The organism is Brachyspira sp. SAP_772 (assembly GCF_009755885.1).
Taxonomy (GTDB): Bacteria; Spirochaetota; Brachyspiria; order Brachyspirales; family Brachyspiraceae; genus Brachyspira.
In genome coordinates, this window is the sequence record NZ_VYIX01000002.1 from 71857 (window position 1) to 95304 (window position 23448).

General features: G+C 28.0%; 25 protein-coding genes. 9 read left to right on the plus strand and 16 right to left on the minus strand.

The genetic code is table 11. The features are described 5' to 3' along the window. The first annotated feature begins 272 nt into the window (after positions 1 to 272). Positions 273 to 1004 (plus strand): NAD-dependent deacylase, encoded by a 732-nt coding sequence (locus tag GQX97_RS05485; protein ID WP_157150958.1) that lies wholly within the window; start codon positions 273 to 275, stop codon positions 1002 to 1004. Positions 1005 to 1134: 130 nt separating this feature from the next. Here the strand turns inward: GQX97_RS05485 and GQX97_RS05490 are convergent, their stop codons facing one another. The 3 genes from GQX97_RS05490 to pdxS form a co-directional block, all read right to left on the minus strand. Continuing rightward, positions 1135 to 2025, minus strand: coding sequence for a nicotinamidase (locus GQX97_RS05490; RefSeq protein ID WP_157150959.1), 891 nt, complete (start codon positions 2023 to 2025; stop codon positions 1135 to 1137). 554 nt (positions 2026 to 2579) lie between these two features. Continuing rightward, positions 2580 to 3152 carry a pyridoxal 5'-phosphate synthase glutaminase subunit PdxT gene (pdxT, locus tag GQX97_RS05495; protein ID WP_157150960.1) on the minus strand — a complete coding sequence of 191 codons (573 nt, stop codon included), beginning with the start codon at positions 3150 to 3152 and terminating at the stop codon, positions 2580 to 2582. 2 nt (positions 3153 to 3154) lie between these two features. Beyond that, on the minus strand, positions 3155 to 4030 hold the full coding sequence (gene pdxS, locus GQX97_RS05500; protein ID WP_157150961.1) for a pyridoxal 5'-phosphate synthase lyase subunit PdxS: 876 nt from the start codon (positions 4028 to 4030) through the stop codon (positions 3155 to 3157). A gap of 89 nt (positions 4031 to 4119) precedes the next feature. On the opposite strand from pdxS, the gene GQX97_RS05505 reads away from it, so the two are divergent. Further along, positions 4120 to 5217, plus strand: coding sequence for a PLP-dependent aminotransferase family protein (locus GQX97_RS05505; RefSeq protein WP_157150962.1), 1098 nt, complete (start codon positions 4120 to 4122; stop codon positions 5215 to 5217). Between the two features lie 489 nt (positions 5218 to 5706). Further along, on the plus strand, positions 5707 to 6867 hold the full coding sequence (locus GQX97_RS05510; protein WP_157150963.1) for a peptidase M30, hyicolysin: 1161 nt from the start codon (positions 5707 to 5709) through the stop codon (positions 6865 to 6867). A gap of 337 nt (positions 6868 to 7204) precedes the next feature. On the opposite strand, the gene GQX97_RS05515 is transcribed toward GQX97_RS05510, so the two are convergent. Beyond that, positions 7205 to 8875: an SWIM zinc finger family protein gene (locus GQX97_RS05515; protein ID WP_157151742.1), complete on the minus strand. Its 1671-nt coding sequence runs from the start codon at positions 8873 to 8875 to the stop codon at positions 7205 to 7207. A 198-nt stretch (positions 8876 to 9073) separates the two neighbouring features. Between GQX97_RS05515 and GQX97_RS05520 the strand changes: the two genes are divergently transcribed. Genes GQX97_RS05520 through ruvX form a run of 3 tightly spaced genes read left to right on the plus strand, consistent with a single transcriptional unit; the run spans position 9074 to position 11949 of the window. Beyond that, complete coding sequence (locus GQX97_RS05520; protein WP_157150964.1) at positions 9074 to 10312, plus strand: peptidase U32 family protein; 1239 nt, start codon at positions 9074 to 9076, stop codon at positions 10310 to 10312. Positions 10313 to 10316: 4 nt separating this feature from the next. Further along, a complete protein-coding gene (locus GQX97_RS05525; protein ID WP_157150965.1) occupies positions 10317 to 11516 on the plus strand; it encodes a hypothetical protein in 1200 nt (399 codons plus the stop codon). 22 nt (positions 11517 to 11538) lie between these two features. Continuing rightward, positions 11539 to 11949 carry a Holliday junction resolvase RuvX gene (gene ruvX, locus GQX97_RS05530; RefSeq protein WP_157150966.1) on the plus strand — a complete coding sequence of 137 codons (411 nt, stop codon included), beginning with the start codon at positions 11539 to 11541 and terminating at the stop codon, positions 11947 to 11949. Between the two features lie 25 nt (positions 11950 to 11974). Here ruvX and ruvC read toward each other — a convergent pair whose 3' ends face one another. From ruvC to GQX97_RS05550, 4 genes are all read right to left on the minus strand, one after another. Then, complete coding sequence (gene ruvC / locus GQX97_RS05535) at positions 11975 to 12448, minus strand: crossover junction endodeoxyribonuclease RuvC (RefSeq protein ID WP_157150967.1); 474 nt, start codon at positions 12446 to 12448, stop codon at positions 11975 to 11977. Positions 12449 to 12457: 9 nt separating this feature from the next. Then, entirely contained in the window at positions 12458 to 13204 is a 747-nt protein-coding gene (locus GQX97_RS05540) for a YebC/PmpR family DNA-binding transcriptional regulator (protein WP_157150968.1), read from the minus strand. 154 nt (positions 13205 to 13358) lie between these two features. Next, positions 13359 to 14291: a hypothetical protein gene (locus GQX97_RS05545; RefSeq protein ID WP_157150969.1), complete on the minus strand. Its 933-nt coding sequence runs from the start codon at positions 14289 to 14291 to the stop codon at positions 13359 to 13361. Between the two features lie 112 nt (positions 14292 to 14403). Further along, on the minus strand, positions 14404 to 15240 hold the full coding sequence (locus GQX97_RS05550) for a flagellin (RefSeq protein WP_157150970.1): 837 nt from the start codon (positions 15238 to 15240) through the stop codon (positions 14404 to 14406). Positions 15241 to 15631: 391 nt separating this feature from the next. Between GQX97_RS05550 and purM the strand changes: the two genes are divergently transcribed. Beyond that, positions 15632 to 16642, plus strand: coding sequence for a phosphoribosylformylglycinamidine cyclo-ligase (gene purM / locus GQX97_RS05555; RefSeq protein ID WP_157150971.1), 1011 nt, complete (start codon positions 15632 to 15634; stop codon positions 16640 to 16642). Further along, a complete protein-coding gene (purN, locus tag GQX97_RS05560) occupies positions 16630 to 17196 on the plus strand; it encodes a phosphoribosylglycinamide formyltransferase (RefSeq protein ID WP_157150972.1) in 567 nt (188 codons plus the stop codon). The genes purM and purN overlap by 13 nt, the downstream gene beginning before the upstream one ends. Positions 17197 to 17646: 450 nt before the next feature. On the opposite strand, the gene GQX97_RS05565 is transcribed toward purN, so the two are convergent. The 3 genes from GQX97_RS05565 to GQX97_RS05575 all read right to left on the minus strand — a co-directional run bounded on the left by GQX97_RS05565 (position 17647) and on the right by GQX97_RS05575 (position 19349). Continuing rightward, positions 17647 to 18645 (minus strand): Ldh family oxidoreductase, encoded by a 999-nt coding sequence (locus tag GQX97_RS05565; protein WP_157150973.1) that lies wholly within the window; start codon positions 18643 to 18645, stop codon positions 17647 to 17649. Between the two features lie 69 nt (positions 18646 to 18714). Further along, positions 18715 to 18954, minus strand: coding sequence for a hypothetical protein (locus GQX97_RS05570; RefSeq protein WP_157150974.1), 240 nt, complete (start codon positions 18952 to 18954; stop codon positions 18715 to 18717). 35 nt (positions 18955 to 18989) lie between these two features. Further along, positions 18990 to 19349 carry a hypothetical protein gene (locus GQX97_RS05575; RefSeq protein ID WP_157150975.1) on the minus strand — a complete coding sequence of 120 codons (360 nt, stop codon included), beginning with the start codon at positions 19347 to 19349 and terminating at the stop codon, positions 18990 to 18992. A gap of 76 nt (positions 19350 to 19425) precedes the next feature. Here GQX97_RS05575 and GQX97_RS05580 point away from each other — a divergent pair, with 76 nt between their 5' ends. Beyond that, positions 19426 to 19776 carry a hypothetical protein gene (locus GQX97_RS05580; RefSeq protein WP_157150976.1) on the plus strand — a complete coding sequence of 117 codons (351 nt, stop codon included), beginning with the start codon at positions 19426 to 19428 and terminating at the stop codon, positions 19774 to 19776. A gap of 362 nt (positions 19777 to 20138) precedes the next feature. On the opposite strand, the gene GQX97_RS05585 is transcribed toward GQX97_RS05580, so the two are convergent. From GQX97_RS05585 to GQX97_RS05605, 5 genes are all read right to left on the minus strand, one after another. Next, positions 20139 to 21515, minus strand: a complete 1377-nt coding sequence (locus GQX97_RS05585) for a phage tail protein (protein WP_157150977.1) — start codon at positions 21513 to 21515, stop codon at positions 20139 to 20141. 36 nt (positions 21516 to 21551) lie between these two features. Continuing rightward, positions 21552 to 21821: a hypothetical protein gene (locus GQX97_RS05590; RefSeq protein ID WP_157150978.1), complete on the minus strand. Its 270-nt coding sequence runs from the start codon at positions 21819 to 21821 to the stop codon at positions 21552 to 21554. Further along, positions 21799 to 22362, minus strand: a complete 564-nt coding sequence (locus GQX97_RS05595; RefSeq protein WP_014934138.1) for a hypothetical protein — start codon at positions 22360 to 22362, stop codon at positions 21799 to 21801. Before GQX97_RS05595 ends, GQX97_RS05590 begins: the two co-directional genes overlap by 23 nt. Positions 22363 to 22407: 45 nt before the next feature. Beyond that, complete coding sequence (locus GQX97_RS05600; protein ID WP_157150979.1) at positions 22408 to 22785, minus strand: hypothetical protein; 378 nt, start codon at positions 22783 to 22785, stop codon at positions 22408 to 22410. A gap of 294 nt (positions 22786 to 23079) precedes the next feature. After that, positions 23080 to 23379, minus strand: coding sequence for a hypothetical protein (locus GQX97_RS05605; RefSeq protein ID WP_014936938.1), 300 nt, complete (start codon positions 23377 to 23379; stop codon positions 23080 to 23082). Positions 23380 to 23448: the final 69 nt, after the last annotated feature.

A 23448-nucleotide genomic window follows, 5' to 3' on the forward strand; every position in this document is an offset into this window, starting at 1 on the left:
GTCTTTTTTATTACATATAGTTATTATATTATATCATAAAAATATTACTGTCAATGATTTATCATTATTTATCTGATTGATTAATAATACAATAATATCATCTTTATATATTTTATTTTGGTATAATATATTATTATATGTATATTTAAGTATATAAAATATAAACAAAAAGTAAATTATAAATATACATTTTTTTTTATTTTTTATTAAATAACAGAATTTATTCAAAAATTATTGTGGAAATAATATCTTTTTATTATATAATAATAAGTATGATAGATTATAAAGAAATAGCTAATAAAATAAAAACATCAAAATATGCTGTGGCATTCACAGGTGCAGGCATAAGTGTAGAAAGCGGGGTTCCTCCTTTTAGGGGAGAAAATGGGCTTTGGGAAAAACATGGAAGCCAATTCGCTGAAATTTCATATTTTACTAGACACCCTAAAGAAGCTTGGCACTCATTAAAAAAAGTATTTTATGAGCCTATAGATAATGTTAAGCCTAATAAAGCTCATTTAGTATTAGCAGAATTAGAAAAAAAAGGCATAATGCGTTCTGTAATCACACAAAATATAGATAATCTTCATCAAGAGGCAGGAAGTAAAATTGTATACGAACTTCACGGCACTGCACAATATGCTGTATGTATGAAATGTCATAATAAATATAAAATAGATAAAAAAATATTAGCGATGGACCCGCCTAGTTGCGAGAATTGTAATGCTATATTAAAGCCCAATTTTGTATTTTTTGGAGAGGCTTTACCAACTTATGATTTTCAAAGCTCTGTAGAAGATGCTCAGAAATGTGATTTATTTATTATAATAGGCACAGGTGGGGAGGTTATGCCGGCTGCTCAGATTCCTCATGTAGCAAAGAGAGCTGGTGCAACAATAATGGAGATTAATCCGGAGCCTTCTAGTTTCACAAATTCAATAGTTGATATTTATGTTAAAGAGAAAGCAGGCGTTGCATTCACAGAAATAGAGAAATATTTGTAATTTTTTATTTTAGTATTGTACATTATGATATATTAAATAATATTCTTAGAATATAAAACTTTTACATTTGCACTTTTTGGTTCTTTTTGCGGCGGGAAAAAGAACAATAAAAAAATTGATAAACTAATAATTATATCTCTATCAAGTTGATGCCGTATTTATTTGACAACTCTTTATACTTCAAATTGCATTTTATTTCATCGCCTATAGAACTGCAGCAATTCATCATCACATAAAGCTTACTTCTAACACTGCTGTCATATTCTTCGCATAATTGCTTAACAGTCTCATAAACGCAATAATCTTTTGCCTCTCCGCATATATATATTTTATCATAATCTTTCATTGTATAAATCCAAGTATGAGAGTTTTTAGAAGTATACTTGCTTACAACTTCTTGTTTTATAGCTCCATACATTTCGCTGAACTTATCTGTGCCTTTGACTATTCTATTAACTGAAGTATTTTTTGCTCTCTCATAAAAAAGAAGCATATTAGATAATTGTTTTTCTATAAGCCAGCCGTCTGTAGCGTATATACAATGATAAGGCCAAACAATTAAATTTTGACTGCCTTGCGATTTTAATGTTTTTACATAATCAATTTGAATATCTTCAAAAACAGGTATTACTTCTTTATTTTCTATTTTGTCTATTGTAATTTCTGTGAAAGGCTTAACATCATTACCTTCTTTATCTTTCCATAAACAAGGATGAAATATAGCATCATATCTATGAGTGTCTATTGTGGTGTATATTGCTGAAATTGAGTTTATATTCTCAAAAATAAATTTAGTTATCTTTGCAATATCTTGTTTAGCTCCGCGTACAGGCAAAGCACCTTTTTCTGTATCTACAAAATCTCTCTGTGCATCAACAATAAGCATTGCATAATTATTTTCTGAGTTTTTATTATTGCTGTTGCTTGCAAACTCTTCTGCCAATTTATATATATCGCTTTGTTTGATTGGGTTTTCTTCTTTAGCTATATAATCTTCGTTAACTATTTGTTTGTATTCCATAAATAAATCCCCTTATAGAAGCTTATTTTATATACATAATAATATAATAATAATTTTTGTAAAGCATTTTTGTTTTATAATTGTCATCTAAGTTTTTATTTTATTCAACTTTTTCCCGCCGCAAAAAGTTGCAAAAAGTGCAAATTATAAATAATTTAAATATTCATTAATTTAGTATTAGAAAGAAATATATTTTATATACTTTGATAAAAACTTTATTTGCCGAGAATTTATATTGAAAATATATATTTAAATATTACGATGCAAAATTAAAGTAAAAATGCAGTTCTTTTGGTTCTTTTATACCAATACCGAAGGCACTTCCTACGGTCGTAAAAGAACTGGGGTGTGTACCCTAAGGACACGCTTCGCAGGGGGCTAGTCCCCACAAATAATAAAAATAAAAAAATAATTTTTTGACAAAACATAGTTGTTTAGGTATATACTAAAAATTGAAATATCTATAATAAATTAAAGTTTGGTTTTACCTTAAATTAATTTTTTAAAATAAATACCAAACCATAAAATTACAAATGATATATAATATTATTTATTTAAGTTTTATTTGAAATCATATCAATAAAAAATTTATGTACTGATAAATCATTATTAAGCTCTGGATGAAATGATGTTACAAGCTGATTATCCTCCAATGCCGCTACAATATGATTATCAACAATAGCCAAAGCTTTTGCATTTCCATTTACTTCAGCTATATACGGTGCTCTTATAAATGTCATAGGAATTTTACCAATACCTGCAAAATCTCCTTCAGTATAAAAACTCCCAAGCTGACGCCCATAAGCATTTCTGACTGCAGATATATTCATTGTAGCTAAATGAACCCTGTTATCATTTTTTATTTCTTTTGCAAGTAGCAATAGCCCAGCACAAGTACCAAAAACAGGAAGTCCTGATACTATATAGTTTTTTAATTCATCATAAAGCTCAAGCTCTTTAATTAATTTGCTTTGTACAGTGCTCTCTCCTCCCGGAATAATAAGCCCATCAAAAGAATAACTTAAATCCTTCTTCTGCCTTATCTCAATAGAAGAAACATTAAGCATATCTAACATTTTTCTATGTTCTATAAAAGCTCCTTGAACTGCAAGCACAGCAATACGCATAATTATTTACCTCTTTCAGACATCAAAATACTTATTTCTTCTTCATTTATTCCAACCATAGCTTCTCCTAAATCTTCAGAAATTTCTGCAAGCATTTTTGCATCTAAAAAATTAGTAACAGCTTTAACTATTGCCGAAGCTCTCTTTTTAGGGTCCCCTGATTTAAAAATACCAGAACCAACAAACACCCCATCAGCTCCCAACTGCATCATTAGTGCTGCATCTGCAGGAGTAGCAACACCGCCTGCAGCAAAATTTACTACAGGAAGTTTTTTATTATTTTTCACATACTCTAAAAGCTCATAAGAAACTTGAAGCTCTTTTGAAGTATTAAAAAGTTCATCTTCAGACATAGAACCTATTCTACATATTTCAGATTGTATCATTCTCATATGCCTCACAGCCTGCACAATATTACCTGTTCCTGCTTCTCCTTTTGTTCTTATCATAGAAGCCCCCTCATTTATTCTTCTTAATGCCTCTCCTAAATCTCTTGCACCGCATACAAATGGAACATTAAACTTTCTTTTGTTTATATGATACTTATCATCTGCAGGAGATAAAACCTCTGACTCATCAATATAATCAATTTCAATAGATTCTAATATTTGTGCTTCTACAAAATGTCCTATACGGCATTTAGCCATAACTGGTATAGATACAGCGGCTTGTATAGATTTTATTAATTTAGGGTCGCTCATTCTTGAAACCCCTCCTGCAGCTCTTATATCAGCAGGAATTCTCTCTAAAGCCATAACTGCACAAGCCCCTGCCGATTCTGCAATTACTGCCTGCTCAGCACTTGTAACATCCATTATTACCCCGCCTTTTAACATTTGGGCAAGATTTTTATTTAATTCATATCTGTTCTCTTGCATTTTACTCTCTCCTTGTTTTTTATATAAAAATTCTATAATATATCTGAATATAATAAAATAACCAAAATAGGAGAATTATATATAACCAGATGAAATATATAATTAATACTAAACTAAAAACACCGGCATATATTCAGTTATACAATCAAATAAAAAAAGATATAGTAAGAGGTATATATCCATTAAAAAGCAAACTTCCATCCAAAAGAACTATGGCATTAGAAACAGGTGTAAGTATAATAACAATAGAACATGCTTATGCTTTACTATTAGATGAGGGGTATATAGAATCTCATGAAAGAAGCGGATTTTTTGTAATTTTTAGTAAGGCAGATGTTTTTTTATCATCTGATGAAAAAATAATAAAACATAATAATAATTTTAATAACATATTATCAGACTTTCCAATATCTGTTTTTACAAAGACTATGCGTAAAGTAATGAATGATTATGGAGAAGATATATTTACTAAATCAGATAATTTAGGGTGTATTGAACTTAGAGAAGCTATTAAAAAATATTTGGCTAGAAACAGAGGAATTGAGGTAGAATTAAATCAAATAATAATAGGTTCAGGCTCAGAATATTTATATAATTTGATAGTGATGTTATTAGGGAAAAACAGAATATTTGCTATAGAATATCCTTCATATCATAAGATAGAACAGGTATATAGAACAATGGGAGTGAATTTGGAATTTCTTAATCTTGGTTTAAACGGAATAGAAAGTTCAGAGCTACAAAAAACAAATGCCAATGTACTTCATGTTTCACCATATAGAAGTTTTCCAACAGGAGTTACAGCATCAGCCTCAAAAAAATATGAATACATAGAATGGTCTAAAAAAGAAAATAATTTTATAATAGAAGATGACTTTGAATCTGAGTTTTCAATATCAAACAAACCTGAAGAAACTATATTTGCTCTTTCAGAATATGATAATGTTATATATCTTAATACATTTTCAAAAACCATATCACCGTCTTTACGCGTAGGATATATGGTTTTACCAAAATGTCTTGTAAATAAATTTATAGATGAACTTGGATTTTATTCTTGTACTGTACCAACATTTGAGCAATATGTATTAGCAGAATTAATATCAAATGGAGATTTTGAAAGGCATATAAATAGAGTGAGAAGAAAAAAAAGAAAAGAGATGTTTTCTAATATAAGAAATAATTAATATGATTAAATTTAATTTTTTGTTTTTTATTATTTGTGGTGGCTTTGCCCCCTGCGAAGCGTGCCCTTAGGGTACACACCCCTACTTCTTTTGGCGACCGAAGGAAGTGCCTGTGGGTATGACCCAAAGAAGCAAAAAGACTGCATTTTAATATAGTATTATTCTTGTATATGACAAAAATGGATATAGTTTTATATATATTTTTTTTAATATATATAATTAAAATTAATTGCACTTTTCGCGAAGCGTACCCGTAGGGTAAAAACTTTGACGAAGTCCGCACAGCGACCGAAGGAAGTGCCTGCGACTGAAAGGAGTGCCTGTGGGTGCGACCGTAGGAAGTACCTTTAGGTATTGGTGCGAAGGCGGGAAAAAGTTGAATAAAACAAAAACTCATATAAATAATAAAATTAAAATAATCTAAATATTCATTATTTGCCGAGAATTATAACAGAACTTTTAATACTTGTTAAAAAACGAGGTGTTGTTATGATGAAAAAAATCTTTGTATTAATCTTAATATCATTAAACACATTAATACTAAATGCAAACATCAATAGCATATTAAATCAAAATAAAACCTACGAAATATATAAAGCTGATTATAAAGAAAAAACATTCAATGCAGTAAGATATATTAATAACAATTATTCAAAAGATAAAATAAAAGCAAAAAATATATATTCAACTTCAAGCATAGATGTATATTTAGAAAATGGACTTACAGTAGATGAAAAAATATTAAAAGAAATATTATCACAAACAATGAAAGCTTATGAATTAGAAAAATATTTATACGGCGATATAAAAACAAAATTAATACTTCTTATAATGGATATAAACGGCGGACACACAGGATCTAAGCCATATATGCAAGGCTATTCTATATTTGAAGGTAATTACAGTGAGATAGAAAATGAAAACAAGAATATAATATTTTTAGATTATATAAACGGCTGGGATAATGTTGATTCTGTATTAAACACAATAATTCATGAGCTTCAGCATATAATTCATTACAGCAACTTAAGAGAAAGCAAAAAAACAGATTTTGATGTGTGGGTGGACGAGGCATTATCAGAAGCGGCAGTAATAGCATATAGAGGATACTTACCAGAAAATCGTCTTCAATACTATAACAGCGATTCTATGTATCTTATCACCAAAGGAGATTATTTTGTTAATTGGTCTGGAGGATACACTGTGCATAAATATGCAACTGTTTCGCTTTTTATGTATTGGCTAGCTATACATTCAAAAAACGGCTTTGAAATATATAAAGACATAGCAAACGCCCCAGAAGAATATAAACACACTTACAAAGCAATTCTATACGCTGCAAATAAAAACATAAAGCAGTTTAAAGATTGGAGCGAACTATATGCTACATGGCTTGAGGCTAATTATAGAAATGAAACAAGCGGTTTATACGGATATAAGGGAATAATAAACACAAAACCAAAAGTTATAACAGCATCTGCGAACTTCCCGATGTCTCCGGGTTCTGCAATATATATACAGGGAGATTTTTTCTCTGATGATAAACTTCTTAGATATGTTGAGCTTGGCAACAATGTTTATGTGGTTTATAATCCAGATGTTAATGCTAAAGGCAAAGACAGATATTTAATACTAAACTCATATTATTGAGATATACTTAGGTAATTATATTTTATTACACAATTTTCTGTTTTATTTAAGTTTTTTATTTGTGGGGACTAACCCCCACACCCCCATTTCTTTTGGTGACCCAAAGAAGCAAAAGGACTGCATTTTTAATCAAAATAAATAATTTATAATATATTTAATAAATATTCTATTAATATAAAACTTTAGTATTTGCGTTTTTCGCGAAGCGTACCCGTAGGGTAAAAACTTTTTGACGAAGTCCGCACCGCGAGAGCGACAAAAAAGTTGATAATATATTTATTAATAAAGATAAAAATCAACAAAATATATTCGTTTTCAATATATACTAAAAACATTTTTAAAAATATATGTTTATAACTGCATTAATATTTATTATGCTAATTGGCTTTGTTGCAAAATTGCTTTTTTTCAGCACTATAAATTTATCTTTGTCAATCTTTGAGTTCTTATAATCTTTTATAAACTTTACTCCATGCTTGTTTATATTATTATATTTTATATTGAGCGTTAGAGTTTCTTTTTTGCTGTTTAATATATCAAAATAAAATATCTGATTAATCTTATCAAAACTTATATTTTCAATTCTTTCAAACTCTGTAATAATGATTTTATAATTTTCTCTATTAAAAAAATAATCATAATCAAAACTAATATTTTTTATATCCTCATAACTTTCAATAAAAATATCTTCTAAGTCTTTTTTTATAGAATCAATAAACTTAAAATTAACACGCTCTTTTAATTGAAAATTAGTATTTTTGTTTAATGAAATTTTATTGTCATTATTGGTTCTAAAATTTTCAATACCGCTTTTATTTTTTGATAAATCTTCTATTGATAAATTATTAATATTTTTTTTTGTATAATTTAATTTTATATTGTCATAAATACTAAAGTTATTATTGCTTTCATAAAAAGTAGGCATTATGTTTGAAACAGAATATATTTCTTTATTATTTAAATTATAAACATAAGAAGTAGAGCCCATATATCCGCTTGAAAGAACAAATGGATAAGCACCTATTCCAATAAACTCAGAATATCTATTTTCCACATATTTGCTTCTCTTCTCTCCTATTAGTTCGTTTAATGTTTCATTGTCTGAAGATTCTATATATCTTATCAAATTATAAATTTTTGCAAGTGTATTAAACATTAATAATTTACTAAAATAAGCTTTTTTATTAATCATAGCATCAATTCCATTAGCAACACTTCTAAAAAGTTTTGAAAGAGATGGTATATCTTTTATTAATAATTGTGTGGCAATATATTCTGCCTTATCAAAATCATTTTCATTACATGAATATATTCCCTTTTTAAAAATATCTTCTACAAACGTTTTTGAAAATGAAATTAAATTATAATCTATTTCTTTATATTCTTCTTTTATCTCTTCAAGATTATTATAAAACTCTTTGTATTTTAATATGGCTGCTATTTTATGATAGCACAAATTATTATCCTTACAAATAGAGCAGATGGATTTTTCTATGCTGCTGTTTTTTTCAAAATAAATTACAGCTTCTTTTAATTTTATTTCTAATATGTTATCTTCTTTTATGTTTGTTTCTGAATTATTTTTAATAATATCTAATGCATATTCAAAGTTTTTTTTACTTGAGAGTTTTTTTAATTCATCTACTGAAGTATTTATTATGTAGTTAAAATTATTTTTATTAAAGCTCTCTTCTTCTTGAGAATTATAATCTATTTTAGAGAGATAATCTTTTATATAAAGAATTGCTATTATTACATGTTTACAAATAGTTTTTGATGGGCAAGAGCATACTGAGTTTTTTATTTCATCATTTTTAAATATTACTTCTACATCTTCAAAAGAGATTTTTATATTATTATCATCTAATTTTAAATTTATAGCATCTTTAATCTTTTCAAAATCTTTTAAAGCTCTGTTATATATACCTTTATTTGTAAGAGATACAAGAAAGTCTTCTTTGCAATATCGTTCTAATTCTTTTAATTTTGGAAACAATTCATCATTCATATTAGTTCTATAATATAATAAAATAAAAAACTGTAAAGCGAAGTTATTGAAATATTTCATTTATTAAAATATACTGATGTTTAACTTTTTTTGCTTAATAGCATTATAATATTAAAAATTAAATTATTGATTTTTTTATAATTAAAAATAATAAAACAAATTAAAAATAATATAACGATAAATGGAGATAAATAAAAAATGGAACTACTAGCACCAGCAGGCAATAAAGAAAAATTGGAAGTAGCATATCATTATGGAGCAGATGCAGCTTATATAGGAGGTGCTTTATTTAATTTAAGACATCAAAGCAAAAATACAACCATAGAAGAACTTGCTCAATGTTCAGATATTGCTAAAAGCCTAAACAAAAAAATATACCTTACATTAAATGCTTTCTTGCATGAATATGATAAAAATAATTTAAAAGACTATTTAAAAGAGATATCGAGTTTAAATATAGATGCTTTTATTGTATCAGATTTAGGGGTGTTGGCAGCAGTTAAAGAAACAATACCAGATGCCACTATTCATATAAGCACTCAAGCATCAGTTACAAATAGCTATTCTTGCAAAATATATGAAAGCCTTGGAGCAAGCAGAATAATATTAGCAAGAGAATTATCACTTGATGAGATAAAAGAGATTAGAGACAATACTGATTTGGAATTAGAGAGTTTTGTGCATGGGGCAGTATGCATGTCTTATTCTGGAAGATGCTTACTTTCAAACTTTTTAAATAACAGAGATGCAAACGGCGGAGAATGTTCACAAGTTTGCAGGTGGAATTTTAAAACATACATAGAAGAGAAAACAAGACCGGGCGAGTTTATGGAGATAGAAGAGGGAGATGAGCATTCTACTATATTAAGCAGCAGAGATTTACAAATGGCAGAATATTTGCATTTACTTCAGAAGGCTGGAATTGATTCTATAAAAATAGAAGGAAGAATGAAAAGTGTTTATTATGTTGCTAATACTGTGAGAGTTTATAGAGTGTTATTAGATTTGCTTGATAAAATTGGCTATGACTCTTACCCTGAAGCTATAAAAAAAGAGCCAATTGCAAGCTATTTAAAAGAGTTAGACACTATAAGCAGAAGAGAAAGCGATACAGGTTTTTATTTTGGGCGTGATAATATAAAGCCTACTCTAAAAGGGTATTTAAAAGGCCGAAGGCTTATGGGTATGATTGCAGATGACAGCGAAGAATATGCAAAAATAACCGTTTATAACACAATTAAAAATGGAGATGAATTGATATATATAGGCAAAGATTTTTTAAAGCATAATGATAATAGATTTAAGCTTTTTATAAAAACAGAAGAAAATGAGTTTATAGAAGTTGATAATATTAGAAATGTAGATAATGCCTATATAAAATCAAGTGTTCATGATTTTAAAAAATATGATATTATTACTGTATTGGGGGAAGAGTAATATAATGAATAATAAAAAAACAATAAATAATATAATAATAGATTTTATAACTAACAATTATAATAAGATATTTTTAATAACGGTTATTTTGTTATCTTTAATAATAAGACTATATTTTATTCCATGGCATTCAAAAGATTATAATTCCTTTTTCAAAAGTTGGTTTATACATTTTCAAAACAATGGTTTTTCTGGATTTAAAGATATTTATGATACAGCAAATTATCCATCTATTTATATGATAATAATTTGCTTAATTTCATTTTTACCAGATTTCTCTATAGAAGTTTTACCAGATTTATCTATTATATTATATGTAAAATTAATTTCTATAATAGCTGATTACTTTATAGCATATATGGTATATAAAATAATAAAAAATTATACCAATAAAGAATACATAGCATTAATATCATTTGCATGTGTTCTATTTTCACCAATAGTAGTATTTAATAGTGCATTATGGGGACAAATGGATGCTATATATTCTTCTTTTGTAATATTATCATTATATCTATTTTATAAGGAAAAATACACAAAAGCATTTTTAATATATGGAATGGCTTTTGCTTTTAAATTACAAAGTATATTTATATTTCCATTCATAATTTTACTATATATAAAAAATAGATTCCATTTTAAATACTTCTTATTAATACCTATTCCACATATAATATCCAGTTTAATAGCTACAATATTTGGTGCAAATTTTATAAAAGTATTAACTGTACTTGGTAGTCAAAGTTATTCTAATTTAAGCAATAGCGCAGCATCTTTACCAGCTTTAATATTTACAGGAGTTCTATTTGAACAATTTTATAAATGGATGTTTATGACATTTTTTATAATCTTAGCAATAATATTATGTGCTATATTCTTACATATATTTATAAAACAAAATAACAAATTAAATATAGATACATTTATATTATGGGCATTAACAATTTCTTTTTCAATGCCATTTATATTACCGTCAATGCATGAAAGATATTTTTATATAGCTGAAATTTTAGCATTAATATATGCATTTATGAAACCTAAATATGCATATATTACTATACTATTATATTTTTCTACATTTTCAAAATATTTACAATATTTATTTGAAAACTCTTATTTATCAGTAATTCCTGCTGCTGCATTAATGTTAATAGTATTTATATTACTTATTAGAACTTTAATAAGAGAAAATAAATTTGAATAAATAAAATTAGGAAATCATATTAATGGTTTTAGGAGTAGATTTCGGACGTAAAAAAACAGGCACTGCTTTTATGGACATGAACATAAAAATTCCTTTTCCATGCAAACTAATAGAAGAAAGCAATGCAAGAAAAGTAAAACGTGCTTTGATGGATATAATAGAAGAGAAAAAAATTGACACAGTTGTTTTTGGGCTTCCTTTATCCGATGAAGGAAAAGAGAGTGAATGGTGTACTGAGATAAGAAGGTTTTCAGAGTTTCTTTTAAAAAGCGTAAAAGTAAATGTTGTCTTTGTAGATGAATACGGCACTTCAAAAGAGGCAGATTTTATTTTGAGAGGCAAAAAGAAAAGTGTTAAAAAAAAGGCTAATGATTTAATTGCTGCAGTTCTAATATTAGAAAACTATTTGAATATTATAAATAAAAACAATTAATGTAATTGGAATATCACATAAAAAATTATTTCAAAATTCTGTTTCTTGAAGCATGTGCCAAAGCAATGGCTACAGCATCAGCGGTATCATCTTGCTTAATGTTTGAACCTGTAAAAAGATTAACCATTTTTATAACAGCATCTTTATTAGCATTTCCGTTTCCTGTTATTTGTGATTTTATCTCTCTTGGCTTATATTCTCTAAACTCTATATTGTTTAAAGTAAGTGCTAATATTATAACCCCTCTTGCCTCAGCAACTTTTATTGCTGTTTTGGTATTTTTTGAAAAGAAAAGCTCTTCTATTGAAGCATTATCTGGTTTGTATTGTTTAATGAGCGAGTCTAATTGAGTGTATATAAATGAAAGTCTTTGATTATATTCTTCGTTTGAAAATGTTTCGATAAGCCCAGAATTTACTATTTTGTATTCGTAGTTTTTAGCCTCTACAAAAGCATAACCGCATCTAGCAAATCCCGGGTCTATACCTAAAGTTATCATTAACTAATATTATTCTTCTTCTATTAAGTTGTCTGTAATCTCTAAGTTAGTAGCTACAGCAGAAACATCATCATGATCTTCAAAAAGTGAAATTATCTTCATAACTTTTTTGGCATCATTTTCAGCTATAGTCATAGTATTATCAGCAACGCGTACTATTTCAGCACTTTCTGGCTCGATATTTTTAGCCTTTAAAGCATCAACTATAGATGATAAAGCTTCCATAGGTCCAGTAATAGTAAATACTTCTTCATCTTGTTCTATATCTTCAGCACCAGCATCAAGTACTATATCCATTAAGCTCTCTTCAGTATTGCCAGCAGCAGGAATAATTACAACAGCTTTTTTCTTAAACTGCCAAGAAACAGCACCGTTCTCTGCTAAGTTTCCTCCGTTTTTGCTGAATATTGACCTTATCTCAGCAGCAGTTCTGTTTTTATTGTCTGTAGCAACGTCTACTATAATAGCTACGCCACCAGGAGCGTAACCCTCATAAGACATTTCTTCTATATTAGCACCTTCACCAGCACCTGAACCTCTTTTTATAGCTCTGTCTATATTATCATTAGGCATGTTAGTTCCTTTTGCCTTAACTATAACCATTCTTAATCTTGCATTTTGATCTGGATCTGGGCTTCCACCTTCTTTTACTGCTATTGTTATCTCTTTTGCTATTTTTGACCAAATTTTACCTTTTTTTGAATCGTTTGCGGCTTTTTTATGTTTAATACTAGCCCACTTGGAGTGTCCTGACATATTACACCTCTGTTTATTAGATTTTTATTTATAGATTTTATTTAAAATATTACTTGCCTAGATTATATAATAAAAACTAACTATTGTCAAATTTTATTTATTTATTTATTTATTTTAAAAACAAATTAAAGTATTAAATTATATCAAATATGTTTTATACTTCCCTCTTTATATTAGGAGTGTAAATTATTCTTCTGAAATCAGAATCTTTATTGTCCATATCGCCTAAAAATATTCTTTCATGTTTAGGTACTTTTTTATAAGCCTCTTTTAATAATTCTCTATTATAATCTGAAGGATATACAAGATAATTATGATAGCATTTTATTGCATAATCAAAAACATTTTCTTTACCTGAAATCTTTTTTATATTTTCTTTTATCTCTTTTAATTTTTCTTTTTTATTTGTGTATTTTAAAGCAAGTTTTAATTTAAGTTTTGCAAGATTTTCTATTATGATACTATCATCTTCTTTAGGATATAAAATTAATTCATCATTATCAAACATATTTTTTATATTATTAAAGTTATATATATTATTGTCATTATATATTGATATTGTTTCATCATCATAAATACTGTAGCAAGTTAAAAATATTTCTTTGCTAGATATATAATTATAAGACTTTCTAAATATAAAATAACTTTTACCACCAGATAAATCATATCCGAATTGCTCTTTCATTTTAAAATCAATTGGACTTGCCAAAAATGATACTTTTAATTTTTCCCATTTTTCTATTTCTCTTTGAGTAGTTTTATAAATATTCTGCATTTCAGGATTCATTTCTTTTAATATGCTTTTAATGTATTCATAATAATCATCTTTATGCATCCACTGTGATTCTAAAATTTCAAAATCACCTATACCATGAACATTTAATTCTTCATTATTTTCTATAAATGATACAACCCATTTTTTCTCTAATGCTTTTTCAAACTGATAAATATCAAATTTCTCACAAGCACTAACTACACCATCTTCATAAATTGCTAAATTAGAAAGAAAATAAGAACCATTTTTAATAATACCAAAAAAACTTCTCCCTTCAACTCTTTCTTTTCTATACACATTATTTTTATACATATATAACCTTGCAACGAAAATTTATATTGATTTTTAATGCAAAAAAAATTAAAGCCCATCAGTATAAAAATACCAATGAGCTTTTTACTATATTTGTAATAAGACGACTAAATTATCCAATAATTCTCATTATAGATTGGTTTTTCATATTAGCATTAGCTAACATAGCAGCGCCAGTTTGTTGTAAGATTTGTTCACGAGTATAAGCAACCATAGCTTGAGCCATATCAGCATCTCTTATAACACTTTCAGAAGCGATAGTGTTTTCAGTAGCTATCATTAAGCTTTTTACCATAGATTCCATTCTATTTTGAACAGCACCTAATTCTGCTCTTTGAGCAACAACCATTTGTATACCTTCATCTATTCTTCCTAAAGCTTGGTTAGCAGTTTCAACAGAAGAGATAGAAAGAGGAGTATCACCACCAACTTGTAAGTTAGCAGCAGTCATAGCACCTATATTAACAGATACTCTTTGATCCATGTTAGCACCGATGTGGAAAGTGATAGGAGTTTGACCGTCAGCAGCGAAACGTCCTGTTAACATGTTCATTTTGTTGAATTCAGCTTGAGAAGCGATTCTGTCAACTTCAGCTACTAATTGATTAACTTCTACTTGAATTAAAGCTCTGTCGCTGTCAGAATATATTCCGTTAGCAGATTGAATAGCTAATTCTCTCATTCTTTGCATAATGTTAGTAGTTTCATTTAAGTAACCTTCAGTAGTTTGAATGAAAGATATACCGTTTTGAGCATTTCTAGTAGCTTGTTGTAAACCACGATATTGAGAACGCATTTTTTCAGATACTGCTAAACCAGAAGCATCATCTCCTGCAGTATTAATTCTCATACCGCTAGCAAGTTCTTGAATTGTTTTTGTCATTTGATTGCCAGTTAGAGTTAACTGCCTGTTTGCATTTAATGCAGAAACATTATTGTTGATAATCATTGTTACTACCCTCCATGAATAGTCATTAAAAAATTATTATTTCCGAATTTATTATGTTTTAATATATTATTTAGTCATCCCCTACAAAATAATAACATAATATATAAACATATTATAATATTTTTTTAAAAAAAGTAAATACTAATTTTTTCAAAAAAAATACCGATAATATTGATTTACATTTAATTTAACAACTTCTTTCTTTAATATGCTAACAAAAACACTATTAAAATATCATCTCATATCATAGAATAAAACCAAATATAGTTCCAAATTTAATTCATAAATCAACAATATCATAAATAAAATAAAAAATTATACTTGTACTATAAAATATTTTTTGTTATACTTAAAAACATCTTAACTTCCATATAAAAAAGGAATAAATTTTATGTCTGTTTCTTATGAAGAAAGCGGTGTAAGCAGAGAAGAAGGCTATAAAGCCGTATCTCTTATGAAAGAAGTAGTTGCTAAAACTATGAATAATAATGTATTAAATAACATTGGCAGTTTTGGGGCTATGTATGAACTTGGAAAATACAATAACCCTGTTTTAGTATCTGGAACTGACGGAGTTGGTACTAAATTAGAAATTGCATTTACTATGAAAAAATATGATACTGTTGGAATTGATGCTGTGGCTATGTGTGTTAATGATGTGCTTTGTCATGGGGCTAAGCCTATTTTCTTTTTGGATTATCTTGCTTGTGGAAAACTTAACAGTGAAACAGCTGCTTTAATAGTAAAAGGTATAGCTGATGGATGTTATGAGGCGGGTGCTGCTTTAATTGGCGGTGAAACTGCTGAGATGCCCGGTTTTTATAAAGAAGGTGATTATGATATTGCTGGTTTTTGTGTTGGGGTGGTTGAAAAAGAGAATATTATAGACGGAAGTAAAGTTAAAGAAGATGATGTTATACTAGGAATAGCTTCTTCTGGTTTTCACAGTAATGGTTTTTCTCTTATAAGAAAATTAGTTAGAGATTATAATGCTACATTTGAAAATAAAAAAATTGGTGAAGCATTGCTTACCCCTACTAGAATATATGTTAAACCTATACTTAAATTGTTAGAAAAATATAATATTAAAGGTATGGCTCATATTACGGGGGGAGGATTAATAGAGAACGTTCCTAGAGCTTTCAAAAAAGATTATAAGGCTGTGATAAACAAAAATAGTTTTAATACGCCTGAAATATTTAAGTATATTCAGTATCTTGGAAATATAAAAGAAGAAGAGATGTATAATACTTTTAATATGGGTATTGGTTTTGTAATTATTGTTGATAAAGATGAAAAAGAAAGTATTATAAATGAATTAAGAGAAATGAAAGAGACTGTTTATGAAATTGGACATATAGAAAAAAATAATGGAGAAAGCAGCGGAATATGTTTAATATAGCGGTATTAATTTCCGGAGGCGGAAGCAATTTAAAGTCATTAATAGACAATCAAAAAGACTATTATAAAATAAATGTAGTGATTGCTGATAGAGATTGCGGAGGGTTAAATATTGCTAGATATGCAAATATAGATGCCGTTTTAATAGACAGAAAAGAATATAAAGAAAAATTATCACAAAAAATAGACGAAGAGCTTAAAAAATATAATATTGATTTAATAGTTCTTGCTGGTTATTTATCTATAGTAGACAGTAATTTTATATCTAAATGGGAAAACAAGATAATAAATATTCACCCATCGCTTTTACCAAAATATGGCGGCAAGGGAATGTATGGAATAAAAGTTCATGAAGCGGTTATAAAAAACAAAGAAAAAGAATCAGGCTGCACAGTGCATTATGTAACGGACATGGTAGACGGAGGCGACATCATAATGCAAAACAAAGTAGATGTATTAGAAGATGACACCGCAGAGATACTTCAAAAAAGGGTATTGGTAGAGGAACATAAGATACTTCCAGCAACCGTTATAAAATTAGCTTCTGAGAAATAATGCGGCCTTCGTCAAAGTTTTTACCCTACGGGTACGCTTCGCGAAAAGTGCAAGTGTTTTAGCTTTATAAATGTCATATCTTTATATATAAGGAATATGTATTAAATATAATGTAATACCTAAATCTGAGTTAAAAAAATGCAGCCTTTTTGCTTCTTTGTGGCATGCCGCAAGGGCACTTCCTTCGGTCGCAAAAGAAGTGGGGTGCTACCCTACGGGCACGCTTCACAGGGGGCAAAGCCCTGCAAATAAATAAAAGAATTAAAACTTTTTGGTATATATTGAAATAATAATTTTTTATTCAACTTTTTTGTTGTTCTTTTTCCCGCCGCAAAAAGAACCAAAAAGTGCAAATATTTTGGGTTTATATTCTAAAAATATATATCAAATCTAAAATAACTATAATAAATTTTAGATAAAAATACAGTTTAATATATTTCTTATACTCAATCAATATCTAAAAACATATTTATAAACTTTTTCAGATAAAGGTATTCCATTTTTTGAGTAATCTCTATAACAAGCTTCTTTTCTCTCGCCCGGTATTGTTATAGGCTTACTTTCATCTAGTGGAGGCTCTTTTCTTATATCATCTATAAATGATTGAACTGTATCTAAATAATCCTCATTATAAACAAAAGGATCAACTACAAGCATAAATGTTGAAAGATTTCTTTTTTTATCCATATCTCCATACATCTTAACCAAATTATTACAATAAACATTCCCTATCAAAAGACCTGTAAAAGCCTCTATCATAGTCATAATAACATAACCCTTAGCACCACCAAAAGGAGTAACATATTTTATTTTTTTAGGGTCATCTGTAGCATTTCCATTTTCATCAACACCCCAATTAATAGGCACTTTTTCATTGTTATCACGTGCTGTAAATATCTTTCCTAAAGCAACCTCGCTAGTAGCCATATCTCCAAGTAAAAAATCTTTTTTAGCAGGAAAGCCATAACTTATAGGATTAGTACCAAAAAATGCTCTCTTACCTCCATATGGTATAACTCCGGGGTCTGTATTTGCCATTATAAGCGATACCTTTTTTTTATCTATTGCCATTTTATTATAGTATGACAATGCACCGCAATGACTGTTATTTTTTATGCCTATTACAGCAATTCCTTGTTTATCTGCAGTATCTATTGCCCACTCTGTAGCTTTCTTCATAGCAATATGCCCAAAACCTCCATCTGCATCCATTAATGCAAATGAAGGCTTTTTTGCTTCTATCTTAAAATTAGATTTTAAATTTATACCCCCAGCTTTTATTCTTTTTATATAATGCTCAAGCCTCAAAGCTCCATGAGAATGAATACCCCTAGCATCAGCATAACATAAAATATCAGCAACAACTTCTGCATCAAACTCACTAACATCTGCTGACATTAATTTTTTTATTATAGCTTCTTTTAATTCTTCAAACCTAACATTTATCATAACTTTAATTCCTGAATAATTTTTTATACCAAGAATTAAAGTTTACATAATATTTTATTAATGTCAATATCATCTCTTTTCACGTATCAAACTCTTAAACTTGTAAATAGCATAATTAAGCCCAAGCCTCAAATAATCATCTTCATCATACTTAGTTAAAACATATCTATCGCTTATTATCTGATACCATGCCTCAACTATTATCTTGCCCCAAAAATTAAAAGAAGTATACAAACTCAAAATTCCATCTTCCAAATAACAAAAATCATTTATATTTATATCTCTATTATTAAAAGCATAAGTAACCAAATTATTAATTTCGGCTTGCTCTATATAACTTATCTTTATAAAGCTCGCCTCTCTAACAAAAAACTCTTTATCACCTGTGCAAACTCATTAATATCTTTTGTGCTCCATTTATCAAGTAAGTTTGTGGCTAATTCATCATTAATCCTCACATCAAGCCAAACAAATATATCATCATCTGTGCTGTTGTTTTCTTTAGCCTTCACATAATCAAGATTCTCTCTAAAAGTTGGTCTGTTAATACTTATAATGTCTTCATCATTAAACTTCTCCCCCAAAGTAGAACGGCTATATATTTTAATTGGTATAAGTTCATTATTATCAGCCTCTTTATAAACTGTCTCTTCTACAATGTATCTATTAAAAAACTCTTTGCATTTAAAAGTATTTTTTTGCATTTAATATACTCCTTTTTTATAGTTTTATAGTTGATATATTTGATTATAAAGATATAATTTAAATAGGTTTTTTATTATGAAAAAAATTTTATTAGTGCTTATATTTTACAGCGTTACATCATACTCATATAATTTTTTATTCTTTCCAATAAATAATTATTATACAAACAATTTTATTAATAATAATTTATATTTTAATAACTATTTTCAAGGCTATTTTAAAAACATATATAACAATTTATTTCTTTATCAAAATAACATTACATCAAGCATTTATTATAACTCTTCTATAATATCAAAAAATTATTTTAACTTTGATTACAAACACAATAAACAAATTTATGAATATTCAAACAGCACATTTTTATCAAATATGATAATGAAAGAAAAAGACAAATACAACTCATCTTTCAGAAGTAGGAATTAATTATTGTATATTAAAAATTATTAAGTTTATCAAAAATATTTTTTAAGTTTTTTATTTATGGTGGCTTTGCCCCCCTGCAAAGCGTACCCGTAGGGTAATACCCCCAGTTCTTTTACGACCGAAGGAAGTGACTGTGGGTATTGATATAAAAGAACCAAAAGAACTGCATTTTATTATAAATTTTATAATTTAATTGTATATTAAAAGGTATTCCCCCGCACGTATAAGAAGTTATAATTAAAGCATAGCATTACCGTGCGGCAAGGTGGTACAGCTCGTACGCGGGAAAAAGTTGATAATATAAAAATGAACTCTTTATATTAAAAATATGTTTTACATTATTAGTAAATTATACTTAAAAATTAAAATAACTCCTCTCTGTCTGTGAAGGCTATCAAATAATTGTTCTTCATCTCTATAGAATCTTCTGAAGCTTTAAAATTGTTTAATGAAACTGAAATATCTTTAGCCTCAATAGTAGGAAAAGAAGGACTTCCAGAAACATCTGCACTCACAAATATAAATGGATAATCCTTGCCTCTAAATTTTGTTTTGCTGTATATTACAAATGACTGCCTATCACCATTTAAAACACGATTATAAAAAAGCTCTTTTGACTGGGTATTAAAAACTGCATTACCAGAAAAAGTTAAAGTAAATTTATTATTTGGAAAATTATATCTCTTTGCTGACACATTAAATTTTTCTTCTTTAGTCCATTCAAAAGCAATAGCAATATCAGAAACAGAAGTAGCCTCTGTTCCGTTAATAAAAAGCTTTGTTGGATATTTTGAAGTTTGAGCCATTACAACATCTCTCTCTTCTGCTCTTTCTTCTTTAAGAATGCTATCTTTATCTAAAGTGTGTTCATCAGATGCCCATAATGAAGAAGTTATTTGTGTTAATGCTTTATTAGCAAAATTAAAACTCATAGACTTACTTTCACAGCCTATATACTGAATGCCTTCAATATTTTTTGATGAGTCAAATAATGCTAAGTTATAATATTGAGTCTCTCCGAATCTTGGAGAAATTATATTTACAAATCTTGGATATATTTTTTTTGCCTCTTTGCTAAATACTCCTGTTTCTATAAATCCAACTCTCTTAAAGCTAATTAAATAATTATTTTCTTCCTCTTCAAATTCTCCTAAAAAGTTGGTAAAATCTACTTGGTCATTCTTATCACCTGTAATTAAAACTGCTTTTATGTTTTTTATGTTGTTTATAGCATCAATTAATTTTTGCTGAGTCATAGAATCATATATGTCAATAAAATCACTATAAAAACCATTTTCATCTTCTCTAATAATCTCAAGCATAGTGATAGTGTTTTCATTTTTATGCATCTTAATAGAAAAATCGCTAAAACAATTAATGCAAATAATGTTTCCTGTATTTTCTTTAGTATGCACATTAGCCCATATCAAACTCATATAATAAGCATTAGAGTTTACAAAAGCCCCAAAAGAAATATCTCCCGCATAAGTTGTAGAACCTAAATAGGATTCTGATGAAGGAGAGCCTACATAATCTTTTGTTAAGCTCTCTGTAGCAGGAGTAAGCCCAACAGAAGAAGGATAAATTAAATATTTTCCTTTAACATCATCGCTTGTAAAATCTACTCTCTCATCTCTGCTCTTTGTCTTAGCAATTCTCACTTTATATGAAGAGCCGTTTATAATATTTAAGCCATCTTCATCTTTCATTAAATTTCCTTTTATATCAAATATACTCATATAATTAACCTTTTATAATTTTAGTTAAAAAAAATTTTATGCAGTTGCTTCAAGCACAACACTTTCTAATATATCTCTATCTTCAACTGTTATAGTGCCTTGCTTTGTGTTATAGCCTTCTAAACTCACCTCATATTGGATAGTGTCTCCTGTTTTATATGCATCAAAATATTTATATTCTCCGTCTATTCTTATAACAGCATTTGAAGGAGTAGAAACAATACTCACTTTATAAACATTGCCTCTTAAACTTAAATAATCTTTTACCTTTTGATTAACTCTCTCAATATTTCTGAAAAACTTCATCTTCATAACTCCCAGTCATTATTTTAAAATTTATATAAAGAGAAAAACTCACCCCCCTAATAGATGAGAAATCATTAAACTGTCTCTTACTGTTTTCCACATCAAAAGTAGGAGAATCCCATTTAATAACAGGAGATAATGCAATTCTCTCACCCTCATCATTTAACTTTGACACCCAATAACGTGAAGCCTGATTTAACGCAATAGGTATCATAGTGTATGCTAAAAAAGATTCTCCAGCCTTAAGCTCTTTATAAACTTCTGCCTTTAAACATATATCATCAGTAAAACCTGCACTATCTCCTATATATGAGTTTCCTCCTTTACTCTCACCCTCAGATATAGTAGCCCATAAAAAAGATTTACTCATAGACTTAATATTGCCCAAACTAAAACAGTCAATTTTTAATTTGTCATCTAAAAGTTTATTAAGCTCACCATCACCTTTAACTTTATTTCCAGCAAAATCTATATAATCATCTGCCATAAAGTTCATAAAATTATCTAAAACATATAAAATGCTATTTTTGAAATGTATCATATATATAAAACCCTATTTAAAAAATTTTTAAAAATAAAAAAATAATTAAGGCTTTTTTATATCACCATCAAGCCTCACACTCTCATAAGATAAATCTCCAGAAATAAATGCTGATAAATCTTTTATAGCAAGTTCTTTTAGCCTTAAGCTCTCATTTCTTATAAAGTTTATTAAATCGCTGTTTGATACAAAATTAACAGTTAAAAGCCTTGCCACCTCATAGCATATATAATTTTTTATAGCTATATACGGAAGCTTATTTTCTTCAGTAGGCTCTGTATAGTTCATATTAAGAATTGTTTTTCTAAATTGTAGAGTATAATTTTTTAATTGACTTTCAATAAAATCTAAATCCATATTATCATAGTCAAACATTGTAAATATGCTTTTAAAATAATTTAAATCTGGTTCATATACATACATTTATATTTCTTCCTTTTGTTATTGTTTTAGATACTGAAACAAATATGTTTTATCAATTGTTTGTTGTTCTTTTTCCCGCCGCAAAAAGAACCAAAAAGTGCAAGTGAAAATGGTATTAAATCTTATCAATTATATTTTAAATAAATTATTCAATCTAAACATAAGCAAATATAGATTTCATTAAATAAAGCCTTTTTGCTTCTTTGTGGCAACAAAAGAAGTGGGGGTGGGGGGCTAGTCCCCGCAAATAACAAAAAAGCCAAAATTGATAAAATGCAACCTTTTCAATATATACTAAGCCTCAAGCGACTTTATCTTTTCCTTTAAACTTCTATTTTCCTCTTTCAAATAATTTATCACATCATTAGGTTTCATCTTCTCACGTACAAGCTCCTCTGCCTCTTCTTTGCTTATTATTACAAAAGAATCCGTAAGAGAAATATTTAAATCACTCTCTATTAAAACCTTGCACCTTCTCTCATGAACATCTCTAAAAAAATACCCCACCTTAGCAACAACATAATCATTAGCCTTAATATCTTTATGAACTATACTAGCGTCTACAAAATGAAGTAAAGACTTTTTATTATTCATCATCTCTCCCAAAAAACATATATATAAAAAAACAAGAGAAGAAAAAACAATTTTCCTCTCTTGAATAAA